Annotated in this window: 14 protein-coding genes and 1 pseudogene; 7 read left to right on the top strand and 8 right to left on the bottom strand. The window is 58.9% G+C overall.

Annotation, left to right across the window (positions count from 1 at the left end):
- Positions 1-699: 699 nt before the first annotated feature.
- Positions 700-3,732 carry a hypothetical protein gene (locus LPN03_RS16735; protein WP_262455167.1) on the top strand — a complete coding sequence of 1,011 codons (3,033 nt, stop codon included), beginning with the start codon at positions 700-702 and terminating at the stop codon, positions 3,730-3,732.
- Positions 3,729-9,098 (top strand): DEAD/DEAH box helicase, encoded by a 5,370-nt coding sequence (locus LPN03_RS16730; RefSeq protein ID WP_262455166.1) that lies wholly within the window; start codon positions 3,729-3,731, stop codon positions 9,096-9,098. Before LPN03_RS16735 ends, LPN03_RS16730 begins: the two co-directional genes overlap by 4 nt.
- A gap of 159 nt (positions 9,099-9,257) precedes the next feature.
- On the opposite strand, the gene LPN03_RS20965 is transcribed toward LPN03_RS16730, so the two are convergent.
- Positions 9,258-9,458, bottom strand: a complete 201-nt coding sequence (locus tag LPN03_RS20965) for a hypothetical protein (RefSeq protein WP_410468613.1) — start codon at positions 9,456-9,458, stop codon at positions 9,258-9,260.
- Here LPN03_RS20965 and LPN03_RS16720 point away from each other — a divergent pair.
- On the top strand, positions 9,457-9,597 hold the full coding sequence (locus tag LPN03_RS16720; protein ID WP_262455171.1) for a hypothetical protein: 141 nt from the start codon (positions 9,457-9,459) through the stop codon (positions 9,595-9,597). The two genes, LPN03_RS20965 and LPN03_RS16720, sit on opposite strands and share 2 nt — an antisense overlap.
- On the opposite strand, the gene LPN03_RS20960 is transcribed toward LPN03_RS16720, so the two are convergent.
- Positions 9,594-9,791 carry a helix-turn-helix domain-containing protein gene (locus tag LPN03_RS20960; RefSeq protein WP_410468612.1) on the bottom strand — a complete coding sequence of 66 codons (198 nt, stop codon included), beginning with the start codon at positions 9,789-9,791 and terminating at the stop codon, positions 9,594-9,596. The two genes, LPN03_RS16720 and LPN03_RS20960, sit on opposite strands and share 4 nt — an antisense overlap.
- 301 nt (positions 9,792-10,092) lie before the next feature.
- Between LPN03_RS20960 and LPN03_RS16715 the strand changes: the two genes are divergently transcribed.
- Together LPN03_RS16715 and LPN03_RS16710 are read left to right on the top strand one after the other, a co-directional pair.
- Positions 10,093-13,218, top strand: a complete 3,126-nt coding sequence (locus LPN03_RS16715; RefSeq protein ID WP_262455170.1) for a DUF3427 domain-containing protein — start codon at positions 10,093-10,095, stop codon at positions 13,216-13,218.
- Positions 13,219-13,351: 133 nt separating this feature from the next.
- Positions 13,352-14,146 carry a glycosidase gene (locus LPN03_RS16710; protein WP_410468611.1) on the top strand — a complete coding sequence of 265 codons (795 nt, stop codon included), beginning with the start codon at positions 13,352-13,354 and terminating at the stop codon, positions 14,144-14,146.
- Between the two features lie 21 nt (positions 14,147-14,167).
- Here the strand turns inward: LPN03_RS16710 and LPN03_RS16705 are convergent, their stop codons facing one another.
- The 6 genes from LPN03_RS16705 to LPN03_RS16680 all read right to left on the bottom strand — a co-directional run bounded on the left by LPN03_RS16705 (position 14,168) and on the right by LPN03_RS16680 (position 22,373).
- The gene (locus tag LPN03_RS16705; RefSeq protein WP_262455165.1) at positions 14,168-15,250 is read right to left on the bottom strand and encodes a 5-methylcytosine restriction system specificity protein McrC; all 1,083 of its coding nucleotides are present in this window, start codon (positions 15,248-15,250) and stop codon (positions 14,168-14,170) included.
- Positions 15,251-15,276: 26 nt separating this feature from the next.
- Positions 15,277-17,634 (bottom strand): McrB family protein, encoded by a 2,358-nt coding sequence (locus LPN03_RS16700; protein ID WP_262455164.1) that lies wholly within the window; start codon positions 17,632-17,634, stop codon positions 15,277-15,279.
- A 110-nt stretch (positions 17,635-17,744) separates the two neighbouring features.
- Positions 17,745-18,713: a TAXI family TRAP transporter solute-binding subunit gene (locus LPN03_RS16695; protein WP_262455163.1), complete on the bottom strand. Its 969-nt coding sequence runs from the start codon at positions 18,711-18,713 to the stop codon at positions 17,745-17,747.
- A 194-nt stretch (positions 18,714-18,907) separates the two neighbouring features.
- The gene (locus tag LPN03_RS16690) at positions 18,908-20,305 is read right to left on the bottom strand and encodes a sensor histidine kinase (RefSeq protein ID WP_262455162.1); all 1,398 of its coding nucleotides are present in this window, start codon (positions 20,303-20,305) and stop codon (positions 18,908-18,910) included.
- The gene (locus LPN03_RS16685; RefSeq protein ID WP_262455161.1) at positions 20,302-20,967 is read right to left on the bottom strand and encodes a response regulator transcription factor; all 666 of its coding nucleotides are present in this window, start codon (positions 20,965-20,967) and stop codon (positions 20,302-20,304) included. Before LPN03_RS16685 ends, LPN03_RS16690 begins: the two co-directional genes overlap by 4 nt.
- Positions 20,968-21,014: 47 nt before the next feature.
- Positions 21,015-22,373 (bottom strand): MFS transporter, encoded by a 1,359-nt coding sequence (locus tag LPN03_RS16680; protein WP_262455160.1) that lies wholly within the window; start codon positions 22,371-22,373, stop codon positions 21,015-21,017.
- Between the two features lie 541 nt (positions 22,374-22,914).
- On the opposite strand from LPN03_RS16680, the gene LPN03_RS16675 reads away from it, so the two are divergent.
- Positions 22,915-23,382, top strand: a complete 468-nt coding sequence (locus LPN03_RS16675; protein WP_262455159.1) for a hypothetical protein — start codon at positions 22,915-22,917, stop codon at positions 23,380-23,382.
- Positions 23,383-23,583: 201 nt separating this feature from the next.
- Positions 23,584-24,057 (top strand): annotated as a pseudogene (locus tag LPN03_RS16670) (hypothetical protein); the annotation flags it as partial.

Genomic DNA, 24,057 nt, shown 5'->3' with positions numbered 1-24,057 from the left:
GAATGCAGCGCAACATAGGCCCCTTCTACGGAAACAAAGACAATGCCAATCTATCGGCCTCTGGAATGAAACAGCCAGCAAAACAATGATGAATATCAATTACCTGTTCGAATAATCGCCACCATTCGTTTTTGTCCCACCCACGGCATAGCCTGGCCAAGTGAACACATTTGATGGGGATGAAGCACCGGAGCAGTTGGCGGAGGGACTCTACGGGCTCCTCCATACGAAGGAATTGGGTCGGCAACTCTCTGCTGCGCCCGCTGGCTTGCGAGTCGGTATCGAGGGTGTGGCCTGGAAACGATAGCCCGATGATTTAGCCTCAAGCATGGCGACATTTGCATGCATCTGCCTATTACAACGGTGTGCGACGACAGCCGTGTAACCGGAGGACTCGACGGACCCGGCGTCTTCCGCACGAGCTGTGGAGCGTTGCGCTCGGTAGAACTAAGCATGGCCGTGCCTCGATGGAATTCAAATGTAACGCCACCACATGGGTACCTTCCCATATTGTGGGTCTGTTGATCCTCCACATCGGGCGCTTACCAGACCAGCCGAACGGTCCAGCCTTGCGTGGACTAGCAGTCGGGCCCAAGCGGCACTGGGTTTGTCGGTGCAATGGCATAGGGTCATTTAGAAGTGCTGCCCTGCAGATCGAGATGAAAATTAACGGCCATTGGTCAAACACGGAGGTTCCCGATGTCCCAACCAGACTACGACGATTGGAACGCAGCAATCGGCGCGTCTTTCTTCACACAGGATCAGGCTGGCCAACTCGTCTATTTAGACACCGATGATGATCGTTTTGAATCTGCTTGTAGAAGCTTGGGCATTGAAGCCGCGAATGGCCAGGCGTCACTTGCCGCTGCTGTCAGGCGCATGCTTATGTGGAAAGAAAGCAGGCGGCCGACATTTGCGAAATTTGAGTCCATGCGCACAGATTGGCTACGTATGCGACGTCAATCAATTCGGGCCAAATCAAAGGTTCCCGTTCCCCCACTCGTAGCATTGTTGACGGTATTTTCCATGGCTGCGGAGAGAATGGGCACAGCAAGGACAGGGGAACACGTTACAGACAATGGCTACTACGGCCAACTTGAAGACATCCTCGGAGTACGCCCGGCCGAGTCACTCCGGCTGAGAGATGCTTTTCGGAAGACAAGCGAGTCATTTTGGGATGTTTTGAGGTTATGGCTGGAGGACGGCGACGGCGACATGGGGTTGCCAAGCGCCTATGCGCTCATGTACAGATATGTGGGACTTCCAGTCTCCCAGGCACTTGTTAGAGACACGGAGCGTCGCAATCTCGAACGCATGTTTGAAGACCAAGGGCTGGTCGCCGGCATGGCGCTTTCCCACGGCGACATGCATGGAGCCATAGACCTGTGGATCAATTCGACCTCGACGACTGCAAACGTGGCTTTGAAAAAGATGTGGGAATCACCTGAAACCCAGATACGCATAACCGACATTGCGCTGTCTGAATTCGCTGTCTGGCAGGGTACTGACAGCCAGTCAATGCGGGATGGGGGGACGATTCCGACTAAAACACGTTGCCTCCTGACCATGCGTGATTTCAAGGCTGCATTCAGAAACAGTATTCGATTCGGGTTCACCGCACGGTATCGCCAATTGCCAGGGGAAACTTTGGTTATCAAGACGGACAGCCAGCACGACTTGAGCATAGACCCCGTCGACATTGGGGACGGCACCATTGCGGTCGATTTTTCCGACACCGGCGTGGACGCGGAGTCAGCGCTCGACGGCGAAATCAGTGTATTTAACGGTCCGCGCCTTGTCCTGGCCCGCTCGCCGAAAAACATCATCATCTTTAGTAGGGACTCGATGACCGCTTCGTATGTTGAGTCAGATCGAATTAATCCGGCGATCGTATCCAGAATCCTAGTCAAGACTTCTTCGGGCGCGCGTCCGGCTGTTGAGAAGATATTGGCGGATTCTGCACGGCCTGGCTACCAAATCAAAGAAGGGGGCACGTCTGGGCTACCGTACGACTGGGTCCTGTTCACCGATGTAGAGCTGCTCCGCAGCCCCAGCCCCGGGCTGGTCGACGGGCTGGAATTGAACGCCTTTTTACCGAGACTGACGACCCAAATGAGTTTGTCCGGTGGTCTCAGGCTCCCGGGACGAGTCACCAGGTGGAGCAATTTGGCACCTTTGCATTTGTTGATCGCGTCCGACGATCCGGGACCCTTCAATTTGGTCATGTCCGTGAAAGACCTCGACACTCTTGAAAAGAGCGAGATTGTCATCGCCCGGGACGTGGTAGCGCCTGCAAAAATCGATTTGGATGAGATTGTGCCGGACTACTATGACTACGGCTTGACTCTTCAGAACAAGACGAAATCCCTACAACACATATCAGTAAAGCGCCGAGATTCATCTTACGCGGAAACCGACGGTTGGAAACGAATTCGTGATCTCTGCCATGATTCTGGCGATCCCAAGTGGCCGGTTACGTCGATTCCAAGAGTGGCTGCCGTCCATCCAAGCGTCGATGGCCTGGGCAGTGCAGCCACTGCTGTCCAAGGGGAATATTTGGATGTCCCAGTCCGACCGTTTTGGGCCTCGATCCAAACGATGGTCTCGGGCAAGCAAAAATTGCGGCTTCCGGCGCCAAATGCCCAGTCCTGCGTTGTAACGGGAAGCCACCGGATGATTCTTCCTTCGTACGAGGGTACCAGGCCAAAATCCAAATGGATGTACGGAAAGTGTTCGGAATGCGGCATCAGTAAACGGTATCCGACTCTTCCAAAAAAATCGAATAACGGACAGACACTAAAGTCGGATCCCAGGGTATCGATGGCTCTTCCTCATGTAGATCAAACCGAAGAGGGTTGGTTTGCGATAATTGATACACTTACATTTCTTGGGGCGGGAACCCGGAGGGATTTTTCGCTAATTGCGAGGCAAGTGGAGGATTCCGCATTATTTGAGCACCGGCTCCTGCAAGCACTGGAATCCCTTGCAATTATCGAAGTTGAAAGAAACGATTATCGTCAAGTGACTCATTGGGAAATGGCGAAAAGCAGTATCGTATGCCTGGTGGATGGTTCTTGGTTATTCACTGGTTTGTGGGATATTGATATGCTCTTTTTTGCAACTCAAGCAGTGACACAAAACGGTGGTGTTATTTCGTATAAAGGGCAGGACCGTCAATGCATGACGATTGTCAGATCGGTTCCCGAATCCATCGTCGCGGATATTGCAGCTACCTTGGATGTGGCGATAGTTCGCGACCCAGCACTGCAGTTGGCCAAGGTGCTGCCGAACTTATCAAGTGTAGGGCGGGCACTTCCCCGCTTCCCGATGCCTTTTTCGCCGGAATACGATTATTTTAATGTTCGCACTATTGGATGGGCGGAGGTCGAAAGTTCGACGATCCCCGGGCTTTATCGACTGAATGAGGCGTATGGGCATAAGTACGTCTTCCGTTCCAAGGCCGACATAGACCAAGGTACTTGTGCCTATGTTTCTGCAGAGCTGGGAAAACACCTTGCGGCGCAGATTATTCAGCGTCCACTGTTGGCCTACGATGCCGTGAATCTAACTTTATCCGTCCCTATTGGTGCCGAACTCCCTGGACTCTATGGCAGATCAGCTGTAGTTGCCTGCGGTGACTCACCTCAGGCGATTAGAAATAATTCTTCCCTGGAATACCGTGTGATTGAGCCAGAAATGGCAAGGATACTCATTGGAAAGTTGGCTTCATGAAATCAACGACTACACCCGTAACGCTTGCTGCTGATTTGCAGGATGCCTTTAGCCGGTATTTCAATACTAATTATCGATTGCGATCAGAGGGCTTGGCGGCTGATCGCAATGACTTGATCCGGGCACCTGGTCAAATATTTGGCGAGCCTTTGATTGAACCTGTTATTCCGTACCCTGCTCAAGTAGGCATTGGCGGTGTTTGTGCTGAATCGGGATACTCTCCAAATGTATCCAAGATTGTCGGAGATGCTTTCTTTCGCCAGTTTTCTGACGGTTTGGCTGACATGCGTATCCGGCAACATCAAGCTGATGCTATCGCCATAAATCGTGGTGCTAATGGATCAGGCAAACACAACGTTGTCGTGACTTCCGGAACTGGGTCGGGGAAGACCGAAGCGATGTTGCTTCCTATCTTGCTGAGACTGGTGGAGGAATCTGAGGGCTGGACTGACCCTGGTCCGGTAGTTAAGTGGTGGACCGGCAAAAAATATTCAAGAGTCAGGGCTCGGGAAAACCGGACGGCTGCTGTTCGTGCCATGATTCTCTACCCCACGAATGCGTTGGTTGAAGACCAATTAACGAGACTGCGCATTGCTTTTCGACGGATTTCTCAAAACAGTCCCAAGTGTCGTTTGTGGTTTGGCCGTTATACCGGGGCCACGCTGGGCCACAATGCTTTACCGGACGCGAAATCGGGTCGAATAGAAGCTGCCGTTGCAGAAGAAATCCTGCAGATGGACAAGGAATTTAACAGCCTCAATCACGCGGGGACGCTCGATGACGCTGACCTGGCATTATTCACCGACCCTAGTGCACATGAAATGGTCACTCGATGGGATATGGTCATGGATCCACCGGACGTTTTGCTATCGAATTTTTCGATGATCAATGCCATGCTCATGCGCTCCTTTGAAGATCCGATTTTTGCCAAGACCAGGACATGGCTGGAAGAGTCGGTTGATCACGTGTTTACTTTGGCAGTCGATGAACTACACGCCTATAGAGGCTCCTCGGGTAGTGAGATCGCGTTGTTGATTAGGCGGTTGCTTGACCGGTTCGGCTTGGATTCAGACAGCCCCCAGCTCCGCATAATCGGGGCCAGCGCGTCCTTGTCTTCAGGCGATCAGGGCCTGAACTTTTTGGAAGAGTTCTTCGGCGTTTCACGGACTTCCTTTCAGATCACGGCGGGAGTTCAGAAGTCTCTAACTGCAGATTTGCCTCTTAGTCGTGACGATGTTCTTGCCTTGTCAACGCAAGGGAAGCTTGCCGACCTTTCGCCACGACTCTCCGAGGCAGTTGCGGTCGCCTGTTACGAGCAGGCCGAAGGCAGGTACAGGGCTCAGCCGCTGAGCACAGTGGCCAGCCGTCTCTTCGGCCAAGACGATTCCTTGCAGGCTACTGGTGCAGTCCTTGCCGCCATCGCTCAAGGTGAATCGACTGGGGTCCCCCTACGCGGTCACATATTTGCCCGTGTGCTTTCGGGTATGTGGGCCTGTGTCAACAAGCAATGCTCCGGAGTAAACGAGGATCGATTGGACGAGCACCGGACGGTTGGAAAACTCTACGGCCAACCCGTTGCTGCCTGTGAAGACTGCGGTTCCAGGGTTCTTGAACTTATAGTCTGCAGTGAATGTGGTGACGTCAGTCTTGGGGGGTTCGTCTTAGCTGTCGGTGATGGCATCGAAAGTATCAGTGCAACGCCTCAAGCTCTAATGCTGAACGCTCCTGGTTTGCTCACGCGCCGTAGCCGTGGGACCTTCCGATGGTTCTGGCCCTGCGGCAAGGCTAAGCCCATAGGTGCTGGAAAGCAGTGGACAACGCAGAAATTCAAGCTGTCATGGGTTCCGGCTTTGCTTGACCTCAGCGGAACCCTGCAGTTGACGACGTCGTCTGAGGCGAATGGATGGGTAATCCAGGCCTCAGGTACTGGCAGAGTGGAAGATACGCCGGCACTTCCCAGCAAATGCCCCCAGTGCGGGCAGGGTGGTGCGAATCAATCCAGCGAATTTGAAGTCGGTGAGGTTCGCACACCCCTCCAAGGTCACGCAACCTCCCCGGCCCAGGCCACATCCATCTATCTGAGGCAACTTCCCCGAACCTTGGGAGATAGGCCGGAGGACTACCGAACCATTGTTTTCACTGATAACAGGGATTCTGCGGCACGTACTGCGGCATCGTTGGCCACGAGGCAATACGGTGACATTCTTGTCCAGATGTTGCGGCACTCTTTGGCATCCGCAGGGACAGTTGACATCGTCGAACTCATGACCAGATATGCCGCCACGCCCGAGTCCCTGACAGGAGAAGAAGCCGCGCTTGTCCAGCAGACGATGCAACACAATCCTGCTTCTTTTGCAGCGGCGATTAAGGTCTCATTGGGAGCGGCGTCCGAATCTGACCTAGACACGCTTTCCAAACTGAAGGACGCAATCAGTGGAAAGGTCTCCTGGCAGAATCTACGCGCTCGGATTGAACGCCAAATGGTTGATCTGGGATTGAGTCCTGCGGGTAGTTCGGCCTGGGCGCAGTCGCAGGGAGGCCAGCCCTGGTATGCGTACTATGCACCCCCCGAACCCGGACTCTGGCTACAGGCTGATGCACCCTCCTCCGCCCAAGCGCAGGACAAATTTAGTTCGTTGCTCGACGTTGAACTTGGAAAGCAAATATTTGACAGGGGTAGGCGTGACACTGAGTCCACCCTGCTGGCCTGGATTGAGGCGCCCCAATTTCCGAGAAACAAACCCCCGATGGACTCGCGAATCGCGGCAGAAGTCCTGGCCAGCTGTATCCGCATCCTTGGCCTTAGCCAATCATACGAAGGTTCATGGACCGCCAAGTCAACTGGACAACCAGGCACTCCTGGCCCAATCAAGAGTTACCTCAAGCGCGTAGCTTCCGTCCACGGGATCTCTTGCGATGCTCTTGAGCTGTGGGCCTATGAGACATTGACCGATACAGGGATGGCAACAGGATGGGTCTTGAATACGCGGGGTCCTTCCAGTCGAATTAATTTTGTCCCTCCCACGGAGTATCTGTGGGAATGTACCAGGTGCGGGTTTATTCACCTTCAGGGATCCGCTGGCATTTGTGCCAATAGTGGCTGCGAATCTACTTCTCTTGTCAGCAGTAAGGTAACGAATCAGCCTGAGGACTACTATGGCTGGCTTTCCGAACAGCCAATACGAAGAATTGCGGTCGCTGAATTAACCGCTCAGACCAAGCCTCCGGAAGAACAGCGCAAACGACAGCGATGGTTCAAGGGGGTTCAACTGCCCGCGCCGGCAGAAAATTCAAGGACGTGTCAGCTGGATGTGCTGAGTGTTACAACAACCATGGAAGTAGGAGTTGATATTGGCTCACTGAACGCGACGCTCATGGCAAACATGCCTCCGCAGAGGTTTAACTACCAACAAAGGGTGGGGCGGGCTGGCCGAGCCAATCAGCCGTTCTCTTTTGCTATAACGTCATGTCGAGATTCAGCTCATGATGAATATTATTTCAATAACACTTTTCGGATGACGGGTGATCTTCCGCCACAGCCGTTCCTGGATTTGGGAAGACCTAGGATTGTTCAACGCGTGGTGGCTGCTGAAATCCTGAAAAGGGCATTTGGAAGTCTTGGCCTCCCCTCGAGGTCTGGCGCTACGCCGATTCATGGTGATTTTGGGGAGCGACAGAACTGGCAGAACCACAGGGCTTCGGTCAGTGCCTGGCTGCGATCAAACTCGGAGGTAACGCACACAATAAAGCGACTTTCGACATTTACAAAGCTTTCCTCGGATGATGTTGGCGCACTGGAGGGTTGGGTACGCAAAGAGTTGGTTAGCCGGATTGATGTACTGGTTGAGCAGCCGGAAATCGCGGCAAACGAACTCAGCGAGACTCTGACCTTTGGAGGGCTGCTCCCTATGTTTGGTTTTCCTTCGAGGGTGCGAAATCTGTTCCACGAGCCACTGTCCAACGTCGGTGGCAAGAACAAGTCAGGGCTGGCTGGTCTGGACTCAATGATTGTGTCGGACAGGCCATTGGGTATGGCCGTTACTGCCTACGCGCCCGGGGCGGAGGTGGTCCGGGATCGGCTCGTGCACCTGGCCGCTGGATTTGTTGCGTACGAACGTGACGGACGTGGTTGGAGGGCCCGTGATCCGCTCGGCGCGAAACATCAAATTGTCCGCTGTCCTGACTGTTCGGTAACACTCATAGATCAAGAGATGGGGGACAGCTGTCCTGCGTGCGGAGGTATTCCTGAGTCATTTAGCATGTACCAGCCGCTGGGTTTCCGGACAACGTACCAAGAACGCCCGTACAGAATCGAGTCGTCGCGTGCACAGTCAAAGAGCTTGCCTACGTTTGCCTCTGCCCAGACGGAAACGAGTCTCGAATCTGTGCTCAGTGTCGATGTCAGGTTGTACGAACAGGGGAAACTTCTTCAATACAACGACAACCGGGGGCGCCTTTTCAATCTCTTACGACAGCCGGATCAATCCGTGGTGGCTTCGGACAGCAATTTGTACTCTGGCCGCTGGAAAGACATGCCGACAACAGGAAGTCCCGTGGGCCCGAGTGCAATTGGCGAGATTAGGACGACCGATGCGTTGACGCTTGACTTTGCTAGGTTGGCGACGGCCACGGGGGGTCTTCCTATTGACCAAAGTATCCTGCCGGCAGCTCCTTCGGCACTCTACTCACTGGCTGAAGTGCTCCGGACGGCAGCAAAGCGCCAGCTGGACATTGATCCTCAGGAGATACAGGCGGGCCTGCAGCATTTACGAACTGACGGAATTGCTAGTGCGCGTGTATTCATAGCGGACACTCTGGACAACGGAGCGGGCTATGCCGTGGAACTGGCGAAGCCCGAAAACTTCTCGCGGATGCTTCTGGAGACTCGAGCCGAGCTGCAAGGTGCCTTCGAATCGAAGAAGCACCTGAGCTGTTCAACGTCTTGTCCGGATTGTTTGCGATCCTGGGATAACCAAAGGCTTCACGGCGCCTTGGACTGGCGTCTTGCCCTGGACATGCTCGACCTGTGCTCCGGCAAAGAGCTCGACGTCCAACGGTGGTTCGGTCGGTTCCCTGAGCTTGAGCGAATGGTGCATCGGATAAGTGCTGAGCTGAAGGTTGGCAAAGTCGGTTCAGAAAGTGTTCCAGTTATTGCGTCTTCATCCGAGAAAGTTGCTGTTATAGTCGGACATCCATTGTGGTTCCGCGGAGAAAAATACCAAAGTGAAGAACGCGCTGGCTTGATTACAGCAGCCAAAGAACAATGGCCCGGTTTTCGACTGTGCATGACCGATTTCTTTGACATTGAAAAGCGGGCCTTGCCCGTCCTTGACGCCGCACTGAATGGAACGGTCGACTATCTCTAAGCCCTGTTGTTCGGCAACGCGGCGGCGGTGTCAAGCCGTCTTAGCAACATTGTCGTTGAGTAGCTTGGTGAATATTCCCGTGGTGTCAGGAATCCTAGGACGGCGCGGGGAGGTCGTTGAGTTCATCGGCAATGGAGTCTAAGTAGGGTTGGTGGCTGGTCAGCTCGATGCCCTTGGGCAGTTACCGATGATCCGGCCACCGGTCCGTTCACCCAAGGGCTTGCGGGACTGGCGCTTCGTGCGCTTGGACTGGAGCAAGATCCCGGACTTCGCCAGCTCACCCTTGGGCAGGGCATAGATCCACCGGTAGATGGTTTCATGCGATACGGTGCGGCCTTCGGCGTCGGGTGACTTCGTCATGGTCTCAACGCTGGTGTCCGTGGCCTCCGAACGCAAACGGCCAGCGATTTACCGTGGCGTCCTGGACCTCGCCAGATCCTCCTTCACCCGCGCTGCCAAGACCGGAGCCGTCTCGATTTTGCGTGCCTGCGGACATTAGGGCTTCCGCTCAGCGGAGCAGTCAGCACTCACGGGCCGGTAACTGCGGGTCTTCGTCGAGTTCCGACGGCGTTCCCGCCAAATGATCGTGTGGTCCCGGCCCAGATCAGCCCCGATCTGCCGGTCCGTCCTGCCAGCAAGGATCCCCGCAGCGATGTCCGCCCGATCCGAAAACGACAACGCCCTACGCCCCACCAGCAACACCCCTACTCAACCAATATGTTGCTTCGAGGGTATGACACCGCAGCTCCCACACAGCCTTGTCGGCAAGCTGGCCGTCGTTGAAGTCTGGATCTAGCGGAATGCAGCGCAACGTAGGCCCCTTCTACGAAAACACAGACAATGCCAAACTATCGGCCCCTGGAATGAAACAGCCAGCAAAACAATGATGAATATCAATTACCTGTTCGAATAATCGCCACCATTCGTTTTTGTCCCACCCACCGCATAGCCTGGCCAAGTGAACACATTTGATGGGGATGAAGCACCCGAGCAGTTGGCTGAGGGACTCTACGAGCTCCTTCACACGAAGGATCTGGGCGTGCGCCTCGCCGCAGTCCCCGACCTTGAGCCCCGGATCGACGAGTTGGACAACGAATCGTCGCCGGAGGCACTTGCCCGGCACGTCGCCGATGCTGTCAAACAGCTGCTCACGGATACCAAGGAAGAAGAGCGGGTTGACAAGACCAACCAGCTTCTGACCATCATCAACCCGGGGAATCAAGTCACTCCGGGTCCCGCCCAACTTCGTTCACTGCACCGCCCCGACGCACTGAAACGCCGCCAACTTCGCCGTCCCACCACAAATCTCAGTGACAGTGCCTTGCTCACCAACGGCAAGGATGATCCGAATCTTGCCGCCGAAATCCGCGCCGAAATCGAGTCTGCCGACTCAGTGGACCTGCTCTGCGCATTCATTCGTTGGACAGGTATCCGGCTTCTCGAGCCGGCACTTGAAGGGCTCAAGGAACGTGGCGGCAGCTTCCGAGTCATCACCACCACGTACATGGGTGCCACCGAACGCCGGGCCATCGACCACCTTGTCAATCGGTACGGGGCTGAAGTCAAAATCAGCTACGAGACCCAGTCGACCAGGCTTCATGCAAAGGCGTGGCTGTTCCACAGGAAGACCGGATTCAGCACAGCCTATGTGGGCAGCTCGAACCTGAGCCAGGCGGCCATGCTTGACGGCCTCGAATGGAACGTGCGTTTGTCAAACATCGCGACGCCGGCACTTCTGCAGAAATTTGCCATAACTTTCGACAGCTACTGGGAGCAGCGGGCTTTTCAAAGTTACGATCCCGCCAAGGACGCGGACAAGCTGGACGCCGCGTTGCAGCGAAACGGGGGCAAATTAACATCGGCACCTTCCGGATACACCGGGCTGGAGGTTGAACCTTATCTTCACCAGGTTGAAATGCTGGAAGACCTCGACGCCGAACGCACCAAAGGCTTTCACCGAAACCTGATCGTTGCAGCGACGGGGACGGGCAAGACTGTTATTGCGGCATTGGACTATAAACAACTGTGCGAAGCGGCCGGCCGGGACCTGACGTTGTTGTTCGTGGCGCATCGCAAGGAGATCCTGCAGCAGTCGCTGACCACCTACCGGAACGTCATGCAGGACGGCACCTTTGGTGAGCTCTATGTCGGTGCACACAAGCCGGAGCAGTGGAAGCACGTGTTCGCGAGCGTTCAATCACTGTCAGCCAAAGGCATTGCCGCGCTGCCGGCGGACCGGTTCGACGTCGTCGTCATCGACGAATTCCACCACTCGGCGGCCCCCACTTATAAGAAGCTGATTGAGCACCTGCAGCCCTTGGAGCTCCTCGGATTAACGGCCACGCCCGAAAGGGGCGACGGCGTCCATGTCGCGGAATTGTACTTTGATGGACGCACGGCGAGTGAACTGCGGCTCTGGGACGCACTCGATGCCGACCTGCTGGTTCCGTTCCACTATTTCGGTGTCTCGGATGATGTCGACCTGAGCAATTTGGAATGGAAGCGCGGATCGTACGACGCTCAGCAACTCAGTGCGTTGTACACGGGGAATGATGCTCGCGCTGCGAAGGTGATCAAGGAACTACAGGACAAGGTAACCAGCACGAAGGACATGCGCGCCATCGGCTTCTGTGTTTCGGTCCAGCATGCCCAATACATGGCTAAGGTTTTCAACCAGGCGGGCATTGCGTCAGTTGCGGTGTCTGGCCAGACCGAAGACGGCGAACGTGCAGAGGCAATTCGACGCCTGCGCAAGATGGAAATCAACTGCATTTTCGCGGTGGACCTATTCAATGAGGGCCTGGACCTGCCGCAGGTGGACACGATCTTATTGCTGCGGCCAACACAAAGCGCCACGATTTTCATTCAGCAGCTGGGCCGCGGACTTCGGCGGGCTCCCGACAAGTCCGTACTTACCGTCATGGACTTCATTGGTCAGCAGCATCGTGAGTTCCGCTTTGACGTTCGGTTCCGCGCGATAACCGGCTACGGGCGGAAGCAACTTCAAAAGGCCGTCGAGGACGAGTTCCCCTTCCTTCCCTCCGGTTCGCAGATAGTCTTGGACAGGGTTGCCAAGGACGTTGTGCTGACGAACCTCAAGGCACAGTTGAACTTGAACAAGACGAAGCTGGTGGCGGACGTGAAGTCATATGCGGAATTGCTGCTGGCGGAATACTTGGCGAGGTCCGGCAACGACGTCAAAACCATCTACAAGTCGACCAAGAATTCTTGGACTGAATACTTGCGCCTTGCAGGGCTCATTGAAGGACTTTCACCCCTGGAGGCGCTCGCGACGGGCAAACTCAGCGAGCTCACACATGCTGAAGAAAATAAGCTCCTCAGCAGGATGGCCGCGCTGATTCATGTAGATGACCGGGATCGTGCTGAGGCATATTCAATGCTGGTTTCCGAAGAGGCCCCTAAATATTCAGAGCTGACCCCGCGTGAGCAAGTATTCGCCCGAATGCTGTTCTTCACCCTGTGGGATGATGCCGGCGGCTTCAGTTCGTACGATGAGGGGTTCGACCACCTGCGCCAGTACCCATATGTTTGCAGCGAGATCCAGCAGCTTGTGGAGCTGGGAGCGGCAGCGTCCAGGCGAGCCGGGAGAAACCTTGGCGGTGAATTGGCATGGTCGCCGCTGCAGAGCCACCTGACATACGGCCGATACGAGGTGCTGGCAGCCTTGGGAGCCAAGTCGCTTGATAGTGAAAAACAAAAGAAGCTCATCAGTATGGGCGGTGTTGCTTGGTGTGAATCGAGCAAAACCGATGCTTTCTTCGTGACTCTCCACAAGGATGAGGCAAACCACTCAGCCACCACGATGTACAAGGACTACGCGATCAGCCCGGATCTGTTTCACTGGGAGTCGCAGAACGCGACCGCGCCGAACAGCCCGACGGGGAAACGCTACCTCGACCCCAAGGGACATGGCTCGCAGGTGCTGCTCTTCACGCGCGACACGGCGGGTGACGAAACGGGGCTGACCGCGCCCTACACCTGTCTTGGCCAGGTTGACTACGTCCAGCACAAGGGAGAAAAACCGATTGCAATCACGTGGAAGCTACACAGGCCAATGCCGGCCGATGTATTTGCCGACGCGGCGGCCGTGGCGCAATAGGTTCCTCTCTAAAGCGTCGGCCTGTTGACCGAGCTCAGTTTGGAAGACGGCCGGAAGCCGCGCGTCACATACTCGTTAGTAGCGATTTTGCCTGCCACAGTGTTTGCGTACCCGCTTCTACAGGAGGACTGCTGTGACCGTTCGCGACAACACCAATCGACGACTCAAGGAAGTTCTGGACATCATGGCCGCAGGGTCGTGGGAGGACCAGAAGCCAAACGGGGGAGAGGTCCTGGCGGAAGCCGTGGCCCGCATCCCGTTCACAAAGGATGAATCCGAACTGCTTAGCGGCGGCATTCCGCGCGGGCACAAGAACCTCACCAAGGCGACAGCCGAGCTGGTCAAGGCCGGCTGGATGACCAAGGGCCGCAGCGGCTGGGAAATCACGGAGGACGGACTTAAGGCGACCGTCGCGTTCAAGACAGTTGATGCGCTGACGGCTGCCCTCGCCGACGGGACGCCAGTCCCGGCAGACACCACGCTGCCCTCCAAGCCTGTCGCCAAGAAGGCCGCAGCCAGGAAGCCGGCAGCAAAGGCTGCGGCCACGAAGAAGGCGCCCGCCAAAGCAGCCCCGCGGAAGACCGCAGCCAAGGCACCTGCAGAGGCGTCCGCCGTCCAACATCAGGATCAGCCAAACTCCGTGGCCCTGGCCGGCGACTTCGGCACCGTGCTGGGTGCCTTGGAAAACTGGGATCCCAGCCACAGCAGTGTTCAGATGGAGCTCGACGCCAAGTGCGGCACGTGGAAGCTGACCGCGGACCTGCCAGCCGGCAAGTTCAGCTACAAGGCCGTGGTGAACGGTTCCTGGGACGAAAACTACGGTGCGTTTGGCCTGCTGGATGGCGCCAACCACGAGTTTGAGCACGCCGGCGGCGAGGTCACGTTTCACTACGACCACGCTACGAAGGACGTGCTCCGGGGCGAGTAGTCCAAACGCTCAAGGACGGTTTTACGTCAGGATGAGGTCCAGCAGTTGTTGCCGCACTTCAACTGCTGGACGCGTTAGGTCTACGGTGGCGGCGGTTATCTTATGGCCGGACAATTGGATCGATTCTCTGACTGACTGTCCGGTGGCCGGGTAAAGGAGGATCCCTTCTGACCCGGCCGACAAGGGATCTATTTCCCGTTCCTGCGTCCGAACGTAGGCATATAGCTGGTAGATGTGGCCGCTCTTGAAAGTCTCCTTGCCGTAGTTGCCGTGCGTGAAGATTGAGGTGAATTTCGTGTCCATCACGACGCGGCGACTGGTCTCTGCATTTTCAAGGATGATGTCAGTCTTCATCTGCGGCATAAGGCTAAATGCGCCATCGGTTGCCCAGTCTTCGCGCCATCCCAACTTCTGGCCGGCATGAACTTTCCAACCGTGGCTTTCCAACGTCGCCTTGTAGAACCCGCCAACCGCTGCCTCGAATAGGCTCCGGAACTCATGGATATCGAGGGTCTTCCGTGTGATTCCGTTTGGCGCCGTAGCGTCTGTAGGGAGTGCGAGATTCAAGGCTAGCCGGGCTGCCTGGATCATGCGCCGGTCCCGGGCGTCGTTGCGAGTCAGCTGGATGTGGAGCGTCTTGGCGTCCCGGGTTGAGTAATTGGCCGAGACGCCCAAATGCTCCAAAGCTCGGGCCTGGGTGCGACATTCGGATGCCAGTGACTTTGAATCCACCAACGGCGCCAAGGCGCTGAGGGCGGCCAATACCATCCTGTTGCGCGGAGAATCGACGGTCAATTCATCGAAGCGACATGCTATTTGTCCGCGCCGAAGCAACTGGTGGGACTCTGTTCGTCGGACGTCAATTCGGCCCCGAACACGTCGCAGGTCGCGGGACGCAATAGAGAAGACTGGCGTAAGAGGTCTCCGGATTCGCTCCCCGACGCTCGCAGCCAGGATTTCTGCCAACAAGTCTGGCAAAAGCTCTGGGTACTTTTCGGCGCCGTCGATGGACTCTGTGCCGGCTTCATAGAATTTGGACGCGTAGAGCATTAACAGCCACAAATTGGCTATGGGGATCTCGGTTTTTCCCGAGATCACCACCATAGGGGGCGTTTCGGCTACATCTGGCCTCAACTGAGAAGTTCCTGACACAAGGAACTGGCTTTCTCCGGATTGTCAAACCAGTACTCACTCAGGGTTGGGTAAATCTCCGTGGCGACTACCGCTTCAAACCAGTCCGCGAATGAATCAATCTCCGACGACGGTGTGATGAAACTTTGGCCGAGCATGAACTGGCTGCCCAAGTTGGGATCATCTGCGATCGCTTTATTGAGCGCGCTGAATCGGAGCTGAATATCCTTCAGTTCCCCCTTCGAGACGCCGAACTTAGTGTGGACCCAATCAACCCAGCGCTCGTTGACGGCGGGCTCCAAGGAAATGAACCCGAAACGTCGGCGGAATGCAAGATCCATTATGGCAAGCGACCGGTCTGCAAGGTTCATGGTGCCGATGATGTACAGATTTGAAGGGACATGTACGGTCTCATCCGACGAGCGGGGGTACGCCAGATGAAGAGCCTCTCGAGGTGACCGCTTTCCGGCTTCGATCAGCGTGAGCAGCTCACCGAAGATCTGGACCGGATTTCCCCGGTTGATCTCTTCGATTAACAGAACATGCGGGACTTCCGGCGCTTCATTGGCGCGGTCCACCATCTCCAGGAACGGCCCATCAGCCAATGTAAGCTGCCCGTCGGAGCCGGGACGCCAGCCGCGGACGAAATCTTCATAGGATGCATTTGGGTGGAACTGCACGGCACGGATTGCAGATCGCAAGTCTTTGGTTCCGATCAAGACCTGAGCGAGCCGGCGGGCCAGCCAGGTCTTTCCAGTGCCGGGTGGACCTTGTAGGATCAGATTTTTCTTGTTGCGCCAGCGATCAAGTATCGTCTCCAGTTCACTGGATGGAAGGAAACACCCATCCGCCACAATGTCTTCAACGGTGTAGCTGGTTAGAGGAATTGGGGAGACTTTTTCAACATTGTCCTCATCACTATCCTCTGCCTGGGAATCGCCGGATGACGTGCCGGGAGTCAGAAAGGCAGCCCAGGACAGCTCGGGAAACGAGTGCACGGCGTACTCGTGGTCGTTGAACTTGGACAGGAGCAAATCGATTGTCTCCAAATATTTGACGCCGTCGGCGTTCTGCAGTTTTCCGTCAAGCATCAACTCATTCTTGAGGTATGTCCGTGTCTGTCCGTCGAGGGGGAGAAAGTTCCACGGTCGGCACCAAAACAGTCCCATGCTGAGCTTTGTCTTTACCTGTGGAAGGACCCTTGCGGCGTCGTAGGCGTGGACAAATTTGGTGCGTTGGCGCTCCTCAGGGGTACCCGCCAGTTCCAGCGCTGCCTCGAAAACATTCCACAGCTTGTCGATGTCGTCACGGCCCTGGTCGCCGGAAAATTGAAAGAACCAGGAATTCATGTTGTTGACGAGGGGAATTCCATCAAAGCTGGCCGGTGCTGGCCCTGATACCCCTAGGGCTTTGCCCCAGTCGGCGGCCAAGGCGGTCCGCTTGAGTGACGTGATCCCTCGGTTGAAGGATCCAAGAACCGTGAAAGGGCAGATGTCGCTGAGTGTCTTGGAAGTGCCATCCGAATCCTTGTCAGTCAGGTAACTGAGTACGCCGTGCTTCTGCTGAAGGTCAGTCAAGATCGTGATGAGGGCGGGGCGGTTATTTTTGAACTTCAAGAGTTCAGTGGCAAGGTCTTCATAGTAGGCGGTCCACGCAAAGTCGTACTTCATCGTTTGGGTCTCGAATCCAAACCTCGATGCCCAGAACGGGTCGGTCCTGAACCGGTCCAAATCCTGGGGCTCGTCTTGGAATGCGAAACGGATCAGGCCGTCGGTTTGCCAATTCGTGGGCGTCACCTGCCAAATTGTTGATCTTCCGGTGTAGAAGTACCACTCCCGAGCGGAATCAAGTGGCGTCCAATTAACGTCGACAATGCGTCCATCCCCACGGTTGTGGGTGATGGTCCCGACGGCTTTGATGGCCATGGTCGAGACCAGATTGTCATGGTTGTCAAACGGGAGATCGCGCTTTCGTACGTAGGTCGACTTGATGGCAATTTTATCCCCGGCTCGCATTGACCTGACTGTATCGAGATGCTTGTCCTCGAACCCGTTTTCCCAGATCCCGTCCGCGATGAAACGATCAGTTTGGTCTTGCGGATCCTTGTCATTGAAATAAGCGCCAACAAACCAATAATTTCCCGGTGTCACCGGGGCCACTGCCGCCATGTCGAACCATTCCCTCAAAGAGTTCATATGCCACGTCTTCGCGGCCAATATCATTGAATCACAGGGGCTTACGTACTGTCGGGCATCCAACGCATCGTGGATTTCGTGCGGAAAGGTAGGAGGGCGTTTGGCCTGCTGGATGGCGCAAACCACGAGTTTGAGCACGCCGGCGGCGAGGTCACGTTCCACTACGACCACTCTACGAAGGACGTGCTGCGGGGCTGACTCGGTGCCCTGGGTCTCGACGCGCTCGCAGAGCTCGCTGCTCGACCAACGGGCCTGGGTCTCGACCAGCGGGCCTACCCGTGCATCTCGCGGTACGCCTCCGCCGCCGCGGGGTGCAGCGGCAGGCCTCCCGTGCTGATCAGCGTTTCCCGGCTCAGGAACTGGATGCCCTGGCTCGACTTGGGGATCAGGTCCCGGGCGTGGTTGACCAGCAGCTGCACGGTCCGCTTGGCCGTCTCGGCATCAAGGTCCGCCCGGCACAGCAGCAGGTTCGCCACCCCGGCCGTCCCCACGGCCGGGGTGCCCGCGTAGCTGTTGGCGGGGATCAGCACACGTTCGTAGTACTCGCCGTAATTGCTCCGGAGCGTGGGCAACACCGGCGACAGCTCGAGGAACCTCAGCCCAAAATTCCCGTTCGCGGCCGTGATGGCCGCCGTCGGCAGACCTCCCGACCACAGCAGCGCGTCAATTGATCTGGCCCGCAGCGCAGCCAACCCGTCGTTGAGCCCCAGCTGGCGCTCCACAATGGGACGCCTGGACGACGGACCCAGCCCGGCTGCCGAGAGAATCCTGCGGGCCGTCAGCGTGGTCCCGGAGCCAACCGCGCCCGTGCCCACCGGCCTGCCCGCCAGGTCCGCCAGCGTGCGGATGCCGCCGTCCCTGCGCACAATGCAGTGCAGGTAGTTTTCGTACACCTTGCCAAGCGCCACAACGCGCCCCGGATTGGCCCCCATGAGCTGCGCGGCCGTGTCCGCCAGCACCGCTCCCATGGTTGCCTCGCCCGAGAGCAGCCGCTGGAAGTTGTCCGCGCTGCCGCCTGTTGAAAGCGCGACGACGGCTTTCGCCACCCCATACTTTTGCAGCGCCGCGGCCAGCAGCCCCGCGAATTCCAGATAAAAGCCGCCCGTTTCGCCGCCGGCCACCACGATCTTCCCCAGTTGTGCCGGGGAGCTGCACGCCGCCAGGGCAGGGAGTAGGGCGCCCGCCAGAGCGGTGCCGGCGGCGCAGCGTAAGAGTTGACGGCGGGTGGGTGGCTCGACCACCGGGGCTGGGTCGCTGGGGTCTCGACGCGCTCGCAGAGCTCGCTGCTCGACCACCGGGGCTGGGTCACTGGGGTCTCGACGCGCTCGCAGAGCTCGCTGCTCGACCACCGGGGCTGGGCCACTGGGGTCTCGACGCGCTCGCAGAGCTCGCTGCTCGACCACCGGGGCTCGCTGCTCGACCACCGCAGCGCCCCTCATCGGCGGAACACCAGCCTTGCCCGGAGGCCGTGCGGGTGCACCGCTGCGAGCACCAGCTCGCCGCCGTTGGCCCGCGCCAGCCTGTCCACAATCGTCATCCCCAGGCCGGTGCCAGGAATTCCGCGGTGCTGCGGCGCCCGCCAAAACCTGGCCACAGCGGAAGCCAGCTCTTCGGCTGGGAGCCCGGGACCGTCGTCGGACACGTCAAGGTGCACCTCGCCGGGACCGGCCCCCACGCTGACTTCCACGGTGCCGCCCGCCGCGTACTTGATGGCATTGCCCAGCAGCTCGCCCACCATCTGGGCCAGTTCAAGCGGGTTGCAGTCCAGCTCCACGTCCCCGGCCGGCTCCCGTCCCCAGACCAGGGTAGTCCCGTTCAATGCCGCCGCGGCGCCGGCGCGCTCCAGTTCCTCCTGGGCAATCAGGGCGGGGTTCGCGCGCGCCCCGGCCGGGGAGGAGGGGCCAACCGCCTGCCGGGCCTGCCCCTCCGAAAGGCGGTTTTCGGCCGTGGCCAGGGTCAATACGCCGTCCAGCAGTCCCTCCACCCGGTCCAGCTCCGCCAGCACCGGCTGGATCCCCTCCCTGCCCGGCCCGTCCGTGAGCTGGAGCTGCAGGAGGTCGGCGCGCAGCCTCAGGGCGGCCACGGGGTTGCGCAGCTGGTGCGAGGTGTCGGCAATGAGCTGGCGCTGCTGGTCCAGGCTTTCCTGCACGGCCGCGGCCATGGTGGTCAGGGAACGGCTGAGCTCGCGCAGTTCCGGCGGACCGTCCTGGGGCAGCTGCTGCATGGACCCGGTGGCCTCCAGTTCCAGCACGGCGGAATTGAGACGGTGGATGGGCCGCAGAACCCACCCGGTCACCCGGGCCGCCAGCAGCAGAAGCCCCGCTTCCAGGACGACGGCGGCAACAATCACCAGCAGCCACAAGGTGCGCAACTTGGCCTGGGCCGGGGCAGTGTCGACCTCCAGGACCACCTCGCCCAGCACCTGGTTGGCGCTGCCAAAGGACCGCGACACCAGCTTCGAGCTGGGGCCAAGGGGCCACAGCGGCTCCACGGACGTGAGGCTGAGGTTCAGGCTGGCATTGAAGAAGGCGTCCTTGACGTCAGTTCGGTTGGGGTCCAGCGCCCCGGAGGCCAGCGCCCGGTCCTGCGTGTGGACCAGAATCCCCTCCCCGTAAAGGTTGGAATAGGAATCCATTTCCGTTTGCAGCACTGTCCAGTCATTGGAGGCGGCGGCCTCGGAAGCCACCTGGGCCAGTCGGTTGAGCGAGGCCACCCGGTTGATCTGCAGTTCCTGGGTGAGCTCGCGGCTGCCGGCACTGAGCAGCGAGTACGCCAGCCCCAGCACCAGCAGCAGGGAGAGGACGCCCAGCACCCCCAGCACGCGGACCCTCACGGCGGGTTCGCCTCGAAGCGGTAGCCCACCCCGCGGACATTGACAATGTAGCCGGGCCGGCCCAGCTTGGCCCGCAGCCCGGTCAGGTGGACGTCCAGGGACCGGGAGGCCGCCGCGAACGCGTCTCCCCACAGGGCGTCCATGATTTGCTCGCGGGTGGCAATGGAGCCGCCGTGCTTGACCAGCAGGGCCAGCAGCTCAAATTCGGTGGGCGTCAGTCTCAGCGCCCGCCCCGCCACCTCCGCCGTGCGGTGGTCCAGGCTGATCGTGACGTCCCCCGCCGTGAGCTCGCTGCTGGGCGCCGCGGCCCGGCCCATGCGCCGCGCCACTGCCTCAATCCGGGCCAGCAGCTCGTTGAGCTTGACGGGCTTGATCAGGTAGTCGTCCGCACCCAGGCGGAGCCCGCGGACCACTCTGCGTTCATCGTCCCGGGCCGTCAGGATGATAACGGGGTTCAGCGTCACCTGGCGCAGCTTCCGCAGCACCTCCAGCCCGTCCATGTCCGGCAGGCCCAGGTCCAGCAGGATCATGGCCGCCTTGCGGTGCTGCAGCAGTGCGTCGCTGCCCCGGAACACCCTTTCCGCCTTGTGCCCGGCGGAACTGACGGCCGCAAGCAGGGCGGAAGCAACGGCGTCGTCATCTTCAACGATGAGCAGGTCCACGCTTCAGTCCTTCCCGCGAAATGGCGCCTTGGGCGTGAGCTTACAGGCTACCGGGCGGGGGTGTCCTCGAGAACCGGGGCGCCGCCGTCGTGCTTGGAATTGCGCAGTTCCGACTCGATGTGGGAGGTCTTGGAGGACTCGCCCATGCGCCAGTAGGAAATGAGGCTCACGGCGATGCAGGCGGCCACGTAGTAGTAGAAAACTGTTTCCAGGCCTATGCTTTTCAGGCCCAGGGCAATGAATTCCGCGGTGCCGCCGAAGATGGCCACCGTCAGGGCGTAGGGGAGTCCGACGCCGAGGGCACGGATTTCCGTGGGGAAGAGCTCGGCCTTCACGATGGCGTTGATGGAGGTGTAGCCGCTGACGATGACCAGGCCCACCATCATGAGCAGGAACGCGCCGACGGGGTTCTTCATCCCCTGCATGAGCATGAACAGGGGGACGGTCAGCAGGGTGCCCAGGATGCCGAAGCCCAGCAGCAGCGGGCGGCGGCCGATCCTGTCCGAAAGCGCGCCGGCCACTGGCTGCAGGACCACGAAGGCCAGGAGTGCGAAGAAGTTGATCCAGCTGACCGTCTCCTTGTTGATGCCCACGGTGTTCACCATGAACTTCTGCATGTAGGTGGTGTAGGTGTAGAACGCGACGGTGCCGCCCAGGGTAAGCCCGACGACGGTCATGACGGCCTTGGGATGCTGCAGCAGGATCCGGATGGTGCCGGCCTGCGCGCTGGATTCCTGGCTCAGCTGGGTGAACTGCTCGGATTCATCCATGGTGCGGCGCAGCCACAGGACGGTCAGGGCGAAGATGGCGCCGAGCACGAAGGGGATGCGCCAGCCCCAGCTCTTCATGTCGGAGTCGCTCAGGATTTGTTGCAGGACGATCTGCACGCCCAGGGCCACCAGCTGGCCGGCAATCAGGGTGACGTACTGGAAGCTGGAGTAGAAGCCGCGGCGGCCGCTGCTGGCCATTTCCGAAAGGTACGTGGCGGAGGTGCCGTACTCCCCGCCCAGGGACAGGCCCTGGATGAGCCTGGCCGCGACCAGGATGATGGGTGCCCACACGCCGATGGTCTCGAAGCCCGGCGTGCAGGCAATGATCAGCGAGCCGGCGGCCATGACCGTGATAGAGAGGGTCAGGGCGGCGCGGCGGCCGTGCCGGTCTGCGTAGCTGCCCAGCAGCAGGCTGCCGATGGGCCGCATCAGGAAGCCGACGGCGAAGATCGCCGCCGTGTTCAGCAGACGGGAGGTGGGGTCGCCGGAAGGGAAGAACTCCGCCGAGAAGTACACGGCGAAGGCTGCGTAAACGTACCAGTCGTACCACTCGATCAGGTTCCCCACCGAACCCTTGAAAATGTTGCCCGTGATGCGTCGCGACGTTGCGCGCTCACTTGCCCTTGCCTTGTCCACGGATGCTCCTCGAAGATTGGAATTCAGCCGCCTGGCGGTTCAGGGGCTGAAGCCAAATTAGGCGTGATTCAGGGCACATCCAAGCGAATCCGGGCATTCCTAACGCTTCCTTAGGATTGCGGCTTGGTGCTTGGTGCTTGCTTCTTGCTGCTTGGGGCTTGCTGCTTGCTTCTCGCTGCTTGGGCTTGGCGTTTTTGCGTGGCGGGATTCTTCCGTGGCGCCTGCGGCTGCAATCCACAAATTAATCTATGCGGCGTGTGCGGGGGCGCGTAAGATGTCCGCTAGGCTCACCGGTTAAAAATCCACAACCGGGGGCCGTTGCTGGTGCCACGAAGCACCCAAGCTGCGAGGCACGCAAGCACCTGGTGACAGGCACACCCAAAGCAAGATTCACCGTCATCATTCGAAGAGGCTGACCATATCCGGCGCAGGTCTCATTCCAGCAGAGGCAAGTCCAGGTGCGTAGGGGCGCCGCGCGGGCTCCCAGCAGAAAGCCGCCATACAAACGTTTACCTCTTCAACAGATCCATTGGAGAGAATAATGAAGCGCACACTTGGCGCCATTGCCGCCGCCGTGGCACTCGTTGCTGGAACAGCCGGCGCGGCCTCGGCCAACACCATTCAGACAACCCACGGAACCGTCATCAACGACGCCATTCCCGTCACCTGCGCCGGACCGGGCGTGACTGCCTTTGCGGGCACCGGGAACTGGGTCCAGCACCTGACCGTCAACAACGCCGGCGACTCGTGGTTCACCCTCACGGAGGAGGGCCAGGTGACCCTCTGGACCACCACCTCCGACGGCCCCACCGCCTGGACCGGGCACGTTCAGGAATGGTTCGGGGCTGAGGACAACAACAAGAACTCCGTCCAGCATGCCACCATGAACTTCCAGGGAACCAGCACCGCGGACCCGTCGAAGACGCTCAGCATGCACGCGGCATTCACACTCACCTTCAACGCCAATGGCGTCATGACCGTCAACAACCAAACGGTCAGCTGCCAGTAGTTGGCAGCCTTTGGCGGTGGGGCCCTGCTGGTGCCCTGCTGCAAGTTGCCAGGCTCGACGCCGGTGGGCTTGCCTCCGGTGCCGGGCCTGGTTTGTGCGCGGTGGCGGTGGCGCGGAAAGGCGGGGCTCGGCGGCAGGGGATATAGAATATTTGTCCTAGGAACTATTGCGTTTCGGTTACGGTGCGGGTAGTGTGGGTTCATGGACGGGTTGGTGTCTGGCCCCGGGAACGGGGAATCGTCCGCCGCACAGGATGTGGCGGCGGTCCTGGCCGCCGTGTCCCTGCCCGCCGTTGACCCGTTTGGCCCCGGCAGCGCCTCCCTGGCCGGGTTGCCGGCGTTCATCCCGTACCCGGTCCCCGACCCGGAACCGGCCTCCCGTGCCTCCACCGCCCGGGCCGTGCAGGCGGGCACGGCCGCGGCGCTGGAGCAGCTGCGGGTCCTGGAATCGGGGCTCGCGGCGGTGAAGGCGGCCCTGGTGGCCCGGCACCTGGGTGCGGCCGCCGTGGAGGCCGCGGCCCTGGCCCTGGACCGGTGGCAGGGCGGGATTGCCGAATCCGCGGGGGTGGCCGAGATCGGGGCGAGCCTGCACATTCCCGAATCCAGTGCGCGGCTGCTCGCGAACCAGGCCACGGAGCTGGCCGCCCACCGCCGGGACACCCTGGACGCCCTCACG

The sequence above is a fragment of the Arthrobacter sp. A2-55 genome (assembly GCF_025548615.1).
GTDB lineage: Bacteria > Actinomycetota > Actinomycetes > Actinomycetales > Micrococcaceae > Specibacter > Specibacter silviterrae.
The sequence above is the reverse complement of the archived record's forward strand: the minus strand, read 5'-3'. Positions and strand labels throughout refer to the sequence as shown.